A 12170-nucleotide genomic window follows, 5' to 3' on the forward strand; every position below is an offset into this window, starting at 1 on the left:
ATGTAGAAATGGTTGTTGCCTTTTAAATCGATGTAACACAGAAGTGGAATACCTGAGAGACTCCATTCTGGCGGGTTTCAAAGTCCTTTATGCTTCGTTAGATACTTTCAAAATAGAATCACTATTCGCTTCAATCATCTGCCTTGCCTACAGCACTTTGAACTCCCGCTGAAAGATCACATATTTAATAGGATTGGTATAATGATGATTCTGTGAGTTCGTCTATGAAAGCGGGGTTGCATGATATGTACTAGGCTTAACAATGCCATGAGGTTTAATACAGTTTGCAAGGATTGCGTATGTTGAGTGTTTTTCGATTTTTTTGTCTAAGTTTATTATTGCTTAGTAGTTTAACCTGCCATAGTGAAATACTGCCTAAACCTGCTATTCAACTTGCAAGTCAATACTCGGATGATCTTGACGTAGCTGATTACTTGATTAGTGAAAAGCTTGATGGTGTTCGCGGCTATTGGGATGGTAAGCAAATGTTGACTCGAAGTGGTCGTTCTGTGTCGTTGCCTATGTGGTTCACGCAAGGATTTCCTGATTATCCTATGGATGGAGAATTATGGTTAGGGCGTGGGCAGTTTGAACAAATATCATCATTGGTTAGGCGAAAAGAGACTCAGGACAATGATTGGCAAGATGTTAAATTTATGCTATTTGATTTACCGGAATACCACGCACCATTTGAAGCGCGTTATCATATGATGAAACAATTAGTCTCGCAGGTGGGCTCTGCTCATTTACAAGTGATTTCTCAACAAATACTCCCAAGTACAGATGTATTACTTATTGAACTAGACAAGGTTGTTTCCGCTGGTGGTGAAGGCTTGATGTTGCATTATCGTCAAGCCTTTTATACTGTTGGAAGAAGCAAATATATTGTAAAACTAAAACCCAAATATGATGCAGAAGCCGTGGTCATTGGACATACCGAGGGTAAAGGGAAATACCAAGGGCAATTAGGTGCGTTAACGGTTAAAACTCAGCAAGGTGTCGTGTTTAATATTGGTAGTGGGTTTAGTGATCAACAAAGACGTAATCCACCGGCGATAGGTACTAGGATAACGTATCAATATTTAGGCTTTACTCAAAAGGGCACGCCGCGTTTTGCTACTTTTTTGCGAGAACGGCCGCAACAATAATGACAGGTAAAATCAAAATTTTTCTTAAATAACAAGTGATTTCAAAAAATTAAAATGTTAAAAGGTATAAGATATTGATTGATAAAGAATACTTAGCAAGTGTCTCTTCAGTGTTGTTTGTGTGTATGGGCAATATTTGTCGTTCGCCCACTGCCGAGGCTGTATTTACGCGACAAGCTAAGTTATTTGATTTACACCTTCATATAGATTCTGCTGGAACGATTGCTTACCATCAGGGAAACAAACCCGATAAGCGGAGTGTTGAAGTGGGAAGCAAGCGCGGACTAAATTTTTCAGGTATGAAGGCAAGGCAGGTTTGCGATAGCGACTTTGAAGCATTTGATTTGATTTTAGCTGCTGATGAAAGTAATTTGACTGATTTACTTGAGCGCTGCCCACGTCATTTTCACTATAAATTACACTTGATTTTAGCGTTTTCTGATGGTGGTGTACGAGACGTACCAGATCCTTATTATGGTGGAGATAGCGGGTTTGAGTTGGTCATTGATTTACTTGAAACCAGCCTTGCAGCATTAGCAACGCAACTGGCTTCAGCAAAAAATAGAATGTAAACTTCACATAATAAAACGATAAGTAACAGGCTTCCTTAATTACGGCTATGGTCAAATTAGTCGAAAATACGATTAATCATTGTGACGCTTACCTGAGCGTTTTAGTTTTTCTTGTTCAATTTTTTGTTGTTTTATTGCTTCTTTTTCGGCTTGTTTGCGTGCTACTTCGATTTTTTCTTTCTCAGCCATAGCGGGTGTTTCAAGGCTTAATAAGCCGATTTTTCCTGAACGATATTCATGCAATAATAATTCGGAGACTTTATGGTAATCGACTCGCGCACCGGGACGAAGTGCTCCACGTGAGCGGCTAATCGCCTCGAGTAATTCAATATCACTATTTGGTAAAGATTTAAGTTTATAGCGAGCACAAATTTCCTCAGGGTAAGCTTTAAGAAAATATTCTGCAGCAAACATTGCGACATCTTCATACTCCATTGCGGTATCTTTAATTGCCCCTGTTACGGCTAAACGGTAGCTACTGGCTTCGTTATCTACTTTAGGCCATAAAATACCGGGAGTGTCCGACAAAACGATACCATTTCGTAGATTAATCCGTTGTTGATTTTTAGTGACGGCAGGTTCATTACCTGTTTTTGCAATAGTGCGGCCGGCTAGGGTGTTAATAATTGTTGACTTACCAACGTTAGGAATACCCATAATCATGGTGCGGATGTCTTTTTCTACAATGTCACGATGAGGTACCAGTTTACGGCAAAGGTCTGGGATACTTTTGACCATAGCGGGTTGCAAGGTTGTGATGGCTGACGCCTTGACGCCTTGTTCACGTTCTAAGTACTCAATCCATTGAGCCGTTATTTCTGGGTCTGCTAAATCTGATTTATTCAGTAATTTAATGCAGGGTTTATCACCACGTAATTGTGACACCATAGGGTTTTCACTGCTGTAAGGTATACGTGCGTCGAGCACTTCAATAACGAGATCCACTTGAGGCATAGCCTCTTCAATCTCTTTACGTGCTTTGTGCATGTGTCCTGGATACCACTGAATTGCCATGATGTTGCCTTATAACCGAATGCTAAAACGAATAAATATAAAAGTGTTATTGTACCTTGTTAGGTGTGGAAAAACATAAAAAAAGCGTCCTAAGACGCTTGGTATCTATGGTAAACCAAATTAAATTACGCCTAATTCACGTAATCTTTCCATTAAGTAGCTATCTGCAGTATAGCGCTCAGATAACACCACTTCAGGGGTTGGGTGTAAAAACAAGGGTAATGAAATACGAGATTTAGTTTTATCAGTGCCTTCGGGGTTAACGACTCTATGTGAGGTTGACGGGAAATAGCCGCCTGATGCTTCTTGTAACATGTCACCAATATTAATAATGATGCTACCAAAATCACTTGGTACATCAATCCATTCACCTGTTTTGGCTTTAACTTGTAACCCAGGTTCGTTAGCAGCGGGTAACAAGGTTATTAAGTTAATGTCTTCGTGCGCAGCCGCACGGATAGCGCCCATCTCTTCATTACCCTTCATAGGAGGATAGTGCAAAATACGCAATAATGTTTTTTGACTGTTGGCAATCATATCCGGTAGTGGAATTGAAAACTTAACGGCAATTTCTGGCGGAGTATACTTTTCAATCCAACTGAGTAGTTCCGATGCTAACCCATTGGCGTGCTCGTAGTAAGCAAGGATATTAGTTCTGAGTGAATCAGGAATACGCCCCCAAGGATACACATGATAATATTCTTTGATGTCTTTTACGGTGTTGCCTTTGGCGGTTTCTGATATTGAAGATGGGAAAAAACCATCGTGGGTTTCAGCTTTAAACAAAAAATCATTTTTGTATTCTGACTGAAAGAACTCGTACCATTCTTGGTAAATGTTCTCGACAAGTTGTTTTTGGATTGGGTGGTTTGATAAGACCCCAAAACCCGTTTCACGAAGTGACTCGACAAAGCGCTCAGCACTATCTGGTGCTAAGTAATCAATTGTATTCAGTTTCATTATATATTTCTTATTAGTGTGTTGACCCACTGCAATGTTAACCTTAGTCACACTTTGTCGCAATTCTTTGCGTGCATTCAAATAACGCAGGTTGAACTGGTGCTGAAGATCACGCGTATTCTTTATCAAGGTGACAAACAACTTAATGAGAGCAAGCTATGAATAATTTAACCGAATTTGAAAAATACGTTATTGAACAGAAAGGTACCGAACGTCCTTTTAGCGGTGAATTTGTCGATCATGATCTTCAAGGGGTGTATTTGTGTAAAAAGTGCCATGCACCGTTATATAAAAGTGAACATAAGTTTAATGCTCACTGTGGCTGGCCTGCATTTGATGATGAAATAGAAGGGGCTGTTAAGCGCACTATAGACGCAGATGGCCGCCGAACCGAAATTACTTGTCATGAATGCGGAGGTCATTTAGGTCATGTGTTTGAGGGTGAATTGTTGACTGAAAAAAATATTCGTCACTGTGTTAACTCTGTATCGATGGAATTCAGACCATTAGAAAAGCTAGACAAAACAACTGCCGTTACACGTAAACAAAAAGCTACTTTTGGCGCAGGGTGCTTTTGGTGTGTAGAAGCTATTTTTTCCCAGTTGAATGGCGTATTGAGTGTTAAGTCGGGTTATTGTGGGGGGGATGCAAAAGATGCTAATTATGATGCAGTTTGTTCTGGCCGTACAGGTCATGCAGAAGTGATCCACATTGAGTTTGACCCAAGCGTAATAAGTTATGAGACGTTATTAACAGTGCTATTTGAAAGCCATGATCCGACGACATTAAATCAGCAGGGTAATGACAAAGGGCCACAATATCGTTCGGTGATTTTTACTCATACGAGTGAACAGGTTGATATGGCGACAGCTTTTATTGAAGCGTTAACTGCGCAACATGTTTGGCCAAAACCCATTGTGACAGAAGTCGTCACATTTGATTATTTTTATCCAGCAGAAAACTTCCATGATGACTATTTTAGTCAGCATGGAGAACAACCATATTGCCAATTAGTGGTTAAGCCAAAATTTGATAAAGTGATGAGTAAATTTGCAGATAAACGTAAACGTTAGTTCTTATTTATTGCGTTGTTGTATTGTTTTATAAGGGAGTAAACATTATAAAACAATACCCTCTTAAACGATAAAGCATAAGTGATACCAATCCTATTAAATATGTGAACTGACCAGATATTTAATGAGACTGGTATGACTCTATTGATTACATAAGGAATGGATTTGGAGTTGATGAGTCTGTTGTTTACAATAGAAAAGGGGCGATTGATTTCTCAATCGCCCCTTTTTATGACAGCTTGGGATTGTTACCTATTATTTACCTGGGCGAGCCATGCCAGATGATGCGCTATTACCCATTGCCGCTTTTGGCGTATTGGATTCAGCTGTTTGCGCCTCATAAGAACGTCCTTGCGGTACGGCTTGTTGCTCACGCACGTCGACAGTTGGTTTAGTCATATCAGATGACACCATAGAACCAAAGCGACTGGTTTTGGCTGCTACTTTAGGTGCCGTATCTGCCGGTGCAGTTTTACTAACATCGACTTTAATTTCTGGCGTGGTTTCTGGTTTAGCCTTGCGTGTAATTGCAGCAGGTTTTGCCATAGGCGCAGAGGCATTTGATGAAACTGCTTTTTCACCCTCGATGTTTCGTGCAGGTTCTGCATTGATGGTTTCAGCTTTAACTTCCACTTCAGCCGTTACAGAAACAACTGGTTGCTCTACAACCTTGGTTGGTTCAATCACTTTTTCAGCAGTTGGTTGTGCAACTGGCTCGGCAGCTTTTACTTCAACAACAGGTTCAACAGCTTTGGTTTCCACTTTTGCTTCTACGGCAGGAGTCTCTACCGCTTTAGTTTCCACTTTTGCTTCTACGGCAGGAGTCTCTACCACTTTGGTTTCCGCTATAACGTCAACTGGAGCGACTTGTGTTTCAGATGACGTTTCGTCCACTTTCACTTCTGTAGGTTGGTCTGCTTTAGTCGCAGACGGTTTAGTTTGTGATTGCTCAGCATCTAGTTGTTTTTCCAGCTCATCAACAGAAGTAAATACCGCTGGTTGAGCTGAGTCACTATCATCTCGACGGCGACGTTGGCCTGCTGCTCGAAGATGACGAGGACTGCGACGACTACGACGTTGACCTTCACGACCTTCAGTTGTTTCATCAGTGTTTGATGCTTCATCGCTTTCAGTAGATGTTGCTTCAGTATTTTCAACTGATGTATCTTGGTTTGTTGTATCTGCAATAGGTGTTGTGACAACAGGTAATTGCTTATCTTTTTGGTCAGGCTCTACTGTATTTGCTTTTACTTTTGTTTCTTTGTTAGCAAGCTCGGCATTAACCTCTTGAGGTGTCTCTGTTGCCACAGCGGTTTGCTCTGCTTTGTCTGCAGTGACATTGGCCGTACTTTGCGTTTCAGTAGACGATTCATTTCGGTCTTTACGTGGCTGACGACGGCTACGAGGTGCAGCTTTCGTTTCTGATTTGTTTTCAGATACTTTTGCTTCCGCTTTTTTCGTTTCAGGTTCGTTAGCCGTTGCTACAACGTTATCATTTTCATGATTTGTTGCAGTATTAACATCCGTTGCTTTTACTACAGCATCTTCGTTTTGTTCATTTTCGATACGAACTTTACGACGTAGATTACGACGCTGACGGCGCTCACGAGCAGCTTCTTGTTTAGGTGACTTTTCAGTACTGGCTTTAGCGTCAGCAACTTTAGGTGCGTTGGTTTGTGATAATGGTTTATCTACTTTCTCATTACGTGGTTTATTTCTTGTGTTGTCGTCTTGAGCGCTGTTTTTATTGTTACGGTCATTACGCTTATTACGAGTGCGTGGTTCGACACTTTCTTTTTGCTTATCGTTGTCATTACGCTGACGACGGCTGTCATTGCGTTTGTCATTACGATTAGCGTTATCGTTGCGGCTGTCATTACGACGAGGGCGACGATTGTTTGATTGGTTATTGTCTTTTGTCTGAGTATTGGTTTTAGTGTCTTTGGCTTCTTTGCTGCTATCAGAGAATAAGGCGCTAATAGTTGCTACGATGCGCGTAAAGAAACTTGGTTGACTTGGCGCCGAAGCCGTAGGAGCTTTTGCTACAGGGCTGGTTGCCGTTTCAACGGCTGGCGTTTTCTGCGGTGCCGCAAATCCTTTTAATGCAGGTTCTGGTGATGCTGCACGCTCAAGTTTACGTGGTTCATACAAGGCTGCCGCAGGTGTATCAACACGCTTATAGCTTGACTCGCTGACTTCGTCATCGCTTTTACGACGAACAACACGATATTCAGGGGTATTCATGTGTGCGTCTGGGATCACGTACACTTCAACTTCGTGGCGTTCTTCAGTAATACGAATTGCTTTACGCTTTTCGTTTAACAAGAACGCCGCCACATCAACCGGCACAATGGCTTCGATTTGAGTGGTGTTTTCTTTAATCGCTTCTTCTTCCATTAAACGTAAGATAGAAAGCGCGAGTGATTCCGTACTACGAATCGTACCTTGGCCATGACAGCGTGGACATAAATGCGCCGCTGACTCTTCAAGTGATGGACGTAAACGTTGACGCGACATTTCCATTAAGCCGAAACGAGAGATACGACCTAATTGCACACGTGCACGGTCATGATGAACGGCATCGCGTAAACGGTTTTCAACTTCACGTTGATGGCGCACAGGCGTCATATCAATAAAGTCGATAACCACTAAACCGCCTAAATCACGTAGACGTAATTGACGAGCAATTTCATCAGCAGCTTCTAGGTTTGTGTTAAGTGCAGTTTCTTCAATATCGCCACCCTTTGTTGCGCGGGCAGAGTTGATATCAATTGACGTTAACGCTTCTGTTGGGTCAATAACAATAGAGCCACCAGAAGGTAAACGCACTTCACGTTGAAACGCAGATTCAATTTGAGATTCTATTTGGAAGTGAGTAAATAATGGTACTTCAGAATCGTATAGCTTTACACGTTCGACAAAATCAGGGCGAACCAAACCAATGTGCAATTTGGCTTCTTCGAAAATACGTGGGTGATCGATAAGAATTTCGCCAACATCACGACGTAAATAGTCACGAATCGCGCGCACTATTACATTACTTTCTTGGTGAATCAAAAATGGTGCCGCTTTACTTTGAGCCGCTTCTTGAATGGCATCCCAGTGATGCTGTAGAACTTTTAAGTCCCACTTTAATTCAGTTGACTCTTTGCCAACTCCAGCAGTACGTACAATTAGCCCCATGCCATTGGGCACTTCAAGCTCTGCCATTGCTTCTTTTAATTCAGTGCGTTCATCACCTTCAATACGACGAGATATTCCGCCTGCACGAGGGTTGTTAGGCATTAATACAAGGTATGAACCGGCTAGGCTTATAAACGTGGTGAGTGCAGCACCTTTGTTGCCACGTTCTTCTTTATCAATCTGAACAATGACTTCTTGGCCTTCTTGTACCACTTCTTTGATGTTAGGACGACCTTGGAATGAATAACCTTTAGGGAAGTATTCACGACCAATTTCTTTGAGAGGCAAGAAACCATGACGCTCTGCACCGTAATCAACAAATGCGGCTTCAAGTGATGGTTCTACGCGAGTGATTTTACCTTTATAGATATTTGATTTTTTCTGTTCGTGACCAGGACTTTCAATGTCTAAATCATACAGCTGTTGCCCATCTACTAGGGCTACGCGCAACTCTTCTGATTGAGTTGCATTAATTAACATACGTTTCATGATGACGTGATTCTTCTAAATAAGGTCATCAAACAACACGATTTTTCTGCATTACGGGCCTGAATTAATCGGTGTAACCTCGCGGTTAGATCCAGGCAATTTAGGTGCTCATTGCTGTAAAACGCAATCACTGCGTGTCGCATCCTATTTATGGCTTATTTTCTAATGTTTACAAAAACAAGGAATTCGTTGAATTACAACCAACCCCATAAATTATGGTATTTTAATCCGTTAATGCCCAAGTCGAATCGGTTTGTTTGATAACAAGCTAAAATGTTGTTCGAATTTGGGGCGATTTACTACAGTTAAATTAAATTCATTATTAAATACTTACGGTTTAATTACACAAACGGTTTTTGTCGTTTTTTATTAAATGTAATTTGCAAATCAATGAGTTGCTACCGGTAACGTTCATTTTTTTAACTGTTGGTTTTTCGCATTTGGTGAAAGTTGTGAACACTTTATCCACTGTTTACTCTCGACCTGTGCGCAAATATAGCAACAAACAGTATTTTCAGCAATCAAAAGCCAATATTCTTTCGTGTATTTATTCCAAGTCTGATGTGGCAATAGCCAAGCATTTGTAAGATAAGGTACACTAATAGGGTAACCACTATATGGCGCATCATGAATACTGAAACTACCCCCCAAGTTGAATACGTGACTATCGACGAAGATCATTTTGAACAACGCATCGATAATTTTTTACTAACCAAATTAAAAGGCGTCCCTAAAAGCATGATTTATCGAATCGTGCGTAAAGGGGAAGTGCGTGTGAATAAAAAGCGCATTAAACCTGAGTACAAATTGCAAATTGGCGACATTGTTCGTGTGCCACCAGTTCGAGTTGCTGAAAAGGATAATCGTAAAGCTCCTTCTGCTAATTTATCAAGAGTGTCACAACTCGAAGAGCGTATTATCCATGAAGACAATCATTTAATTGTGCTGAACAAGCCTGCTGGAATTGCGGTACATGGGGGAAGTGGTGTTGATTATGGTGTGATTGAAGGCTTACGTTCGCTGCGTCCACAACAAAAGTTTTTAGAGTTAGTTCATCGATTAGATAAAGACACTTCAGGTGTGTTACTTGTGGCTAAAAAGCGCAGTGCACTAAAACACTTGCATGAACAGCTCCGTAGTAAAACCATGCAAAAAGATTATTTAGCTTTAGTGCGCGGTGAGTGGCAAGCAAGTGATAGAGTGGTGAAAGCACCGCTGTTAAAAATCACCTTAAAGTCGGGCGAACGTATCGTGCGGGTTAATAAAGAGGGTAAAGAATCTGAAACGCGTTATAAAATCATGCAACGTTATCAAGGCTGCACTCTCGTTAAAGCAAGCCCTGTTACTGGACGTACCCATCAAATTCGGGTTCATTGCCAGTATACTGGGCATGCAATCGCCTGCGATGATAAATACAGTGAACAACAATTCGATAACAGTATGAGAGAATTAGGCTTAGATCGACTGTTTTTACATGCAGCAGAACTTAAGTTCACTCATCCTGAAAACAATGAAGTAATGCAAGTTAAAGCGCCACTCGACAAAGTATTACTGAATACGCTCGATAAACTAAAAAGAGCCTAAGGTTAGGCTGTTGTTAATCATTGGAGTAGGGCATAGCATTGGATATTAAAGATAAAGCATTCGATTTAGTCATTTTTGATTGGGATGGCACGTTGATGGATACCGTGGGTAAAATTGTTTCTTGTATGCAAAGTGTGGCGCAAGAGTTAACTTTACCGATGCCAACCGAACAAGCTGTAAGGGATGTCATCGGTTTATCTTTACCTAACATTATGCCCATTTTATTTGCTGAGCATCAAAATCCTCAGCAAATTATCGATTGTTATCGACGCCATCACTTAGCCAGCACTTATCCAACACCATTATTTGATGGGGTAGAGGTACTGATTAAACAGCTTTATGATGCGGGTTATCAATTGGCGATTGCTACTGGTAAAGCGCGTGATGGGTTGGATAAGGTGTTGGAATTGACTGGGCTTGGGCAATACTTTCATGCCACCCGTTGTGCAAGTGACGCACAAAGTAAGCCTCATCCTGAAATGCTTCATGCTTTACTTAATCATTTTGATATAAATGCAGGTAAAGCCATTATGATTGGTGATTCAATTCATGACTTAACTATGGCAAATAATGCAAATATGGCCAGCATTGGTGTCAGTTATGGTGCACATGATGAAGTCAGGCTGCAAATGCTTAACCCTTTAGCTGTAGTCGATCAACCTTTAGCTATCTCTCGTTATCTTTAGTGATATGTCTTGGGGCCTAAATCACCGTTGATTAAGGCCCACAGTTTGCCCCATACCTAGCACCGTTTTAATCTTGTTAATCAGAAAGTACATCAACACCATGGTGGTGAAGTAATTCGATTAATTTAATCAAAGGTAGTCCTATCAATGTGTTCGGGTCATCACCTTCTAGGCGACTAAATAATGCAATACCAAGCCCTTCACTTTTAAAACTCCCAGCACAATATAATGGCTGTTCAATTTCGATGTAGCGACGTATTTGCGCTTCAGATAGAGATTTAAAATGAACAGTAAACGGTTCAATACAAGACAACATCTGCTGAGTAGACTGATTGTAGACGGCAAGTCCAGTATAAAACGTTATGGCTTGACCTGATGCTGCTAATAGCTGTGCAACAGCATTATCGACAGTGTGGGGTTTACCAATAATTTGACCATTAATAACAGCAACTTGATCTGAGCCTATTATCAATTGCATTTGCGCGTTTGGTGTGACTAATTTAGCTCCCGCTAAGGCCTTTTGTTCCGCGAGCCTTTGAACTAATTCTGTTGCCACCTCATTTTCTTTTGGTTTTTCGTCAATATTGGGGTTAATACAGTCAAATGGGAGCATTAATTTTTGTAATAACTGCTGACGAAAAGGTGAGGTAGAGGCTAATACAAGATTGAATTTCATTGATTATATGTCACTGTATTTTTGTTGAGAGGCAATTATTACTCAGTTTACTGTATTCATTGCGTCAAATGGAGCATTTTTCACCGAGTAATGCTTGTGCGATGGAGTCGGGTTCGGTAAAATTCGCCAACTTTCAAATTCAATGCCGGATAAAAGAGTGCCTAATGTGACTTGTTAGGTGTGTTTACCGTATTTTTACGGAAATTTTCTTTGACTCCAGCGTTTTCAAACTATAATATGCGCGCCTTATGCAAACAGTAAAGATACCGGTTTCAATTGATCCTATACGCGCTGCCTCAAGTGGCCTTCGATACGAAGGTATTATTTTAGGCAAGCAACTAAAGCGATTAAGCGAGTTATGTGCCGGCGACTGTTCCGACGTAGTTGTGTCGTTGGAATGTGGCGTCGATTTACAGGGGATAGTCTACCTTCGCGGGAAGGCTGTGACGGAGCTCACTCTGCTATGTCAACGTTGCATGACACAATTTACTACCGAGGTTACGGTCGACTTTTGTTTTAGTCCTTGTAAGACTGAGGCAGAAATCGATGAGCTCCCGGATGCGTATGACCCAATTGAGTGTAATGAGATTGGTGAAATACGTCTGCATCAATTGATTGAAGATGAATTGATAGTCGCTATGCCGATCATCCCGATGCACGAAGATAATAATTGTAAGTCAGGATCGAAAGATATAGTTGTAGGCGAGATCGACCCCGCTCATGAGGAGCGTCCAAATCCGTTTGCAGTGTTAGAAAAACTGAAGAGCAAGTAATCGTAGGAGACA

10 protein-coding genes are annotated in these 12170 nt (G+C 41.1%); 6 read left to right on the forward strand and 4 right to left on the reverse strand.

Annotated features, from left to right (window positions below; genetic code table 11):
• Positions 1-299 precede the first annotated feature (299 nt).
• Both ACWXWT_RS07050 and ACWXWT_RS07055 read left to right on the forward strand, forming a co-directional pair.
• A complete protein-coding gene (locus tag ACWXWT_RS07050; RefSeq protein WP_456040913.1) occupies positions 300-1148 on the forward strand; it encodes a DNA ligase in 849 nt (282 codons plus the stop codon).
• 74 nt (positions 1149-1222) lie between these two features.
• Positions 1223-1720, forward strand: coding sequence for a low molecular weight protein-tyrosine-phosphatase (locus tag ACWXWT_RS07055; protein ID WP_456040914.1), 498 nt, complete (start codon positions 1223-1225; stop codon positions 1718-1720).
• A 72-nt stretch (positions 1721-1792) separates the two neighbouring features.
• Here ACWXWT_RS07055 and ylqF read toward each other — a convergent pair whose 3' ends face one another.
• Positions 1793-2734, reverse strand: coding sequence for a ribosome biogenesis GTPase YlqF (gene ylqF / locus ACWXWT_RS07060; RefSeq protein WP_456040915.1), 942 nt, complete (start codon positions 2732-2734; stop codon positions 1793-1795).
• Positions 2735-2854: 120 nt separating this feature from the next.
• Complete coding sequence (locus tag ACWXWT_RS07065) at positions 2855-3694, reverse strand: isopenicillin N synthase family dioxygenase (RefSeq protein ID WP_456040916.1); 840 nt, start codon at positions 3692-3694, stop codon at positions 2855-2857.
• A 158-nt stretch (positions 3695-3852) separates the two neighbouring features.
• Between ACWXWT_RS07065 and ACWXWT_RS07070 the strand changes: the two genes are divergently transcribed.
• On the forward strand, positions 3853-4767 hold the full coding sequence (locus ACWXWT_RS07070; RefSeq protein ID WP_456040917.1) for a bifunctional methionine sulfoxide reductase B/A protein: 915 nt from the start codon (positions 3853-3855) through the stop codon (positions 4765-4767).
• Between the two features lie 255 nt (positions 4768-5022).
• Here ACWXWT_RS07070 and rne read toward each other — a convergent pair whose 3' ends face one another.
• Positions 5023-8439 carry a ribonuclease E gene (rne, locus tag ACWXWT_RS07075; protein ID WP_456040918.1) on the reverse strand — a complete coding sequence of 1139 codons (3417 nt, stop codon included), beginning with the start codon at positions 8437-8439 and terminating at the stop codon, positions 5023-5025.
• A 627-nt stretch (positions 8440-9066) separates the two neighbouring features.
• Here rne and rluC point away from each other — a divergent pair.
• Entirely contained in the window at positions 9067-10023 is a 957-nt protein-coding gene (gene rluC / locus ACWXWT_RS07080; RefSeq protein ID WP_456040919.1) for a 23S rRNA pseudouridine(955/2504/2580) synthase RluC, read from the forward strand.
• A gap of 44 nt (positions 10024-10067) precedes the next feature.
• Complete coding sequence (locus ACWXWT_RS07085) at positions 10068-10709, forward strand: HAD-IA family hydrolase (protein ID WP_456040947.1); 642 nt, start codon at positions 10068-10070, stop codon at positions 10707-10709.
• 76 nt (positions 10710-10785) lie between these two features.
• Here the strand turns inward: ACWXWT_RS07085 and ACWXWT_RS07090 are convergent, their stop codons facing one another.
• Entirely contained in the window at positions 10786-11385 is a 600-nt protein-coding gene (locus tag ACWXWT_RS07090; protein ID WP_456040920.1) for a Maf family protein, read from the reverse strand.
• A 248-nt stretch (positions 11386-11633) separates the two neighbouring features.
• Here ACWXWT_RS07090 and yceD point away from each other — a divergent pair, with 248 nt between their 5' ends.
• Positions 11634-12158: a 23S rRNA accumulation protein YceD gene (yceD, locus tag ACWXWT_RS07095; protein WP_456040921.1), complete on the forward strand. Its 525-nt coding sequence runs from the start codon at positions 11634-11636 to the stop codon at positions 12156-12158.
• Positions 12159-12170: the final 12 nt, after the last annotated feature.

This window comes from Shewanella sp. A22 (assembly GCF_053850585.1).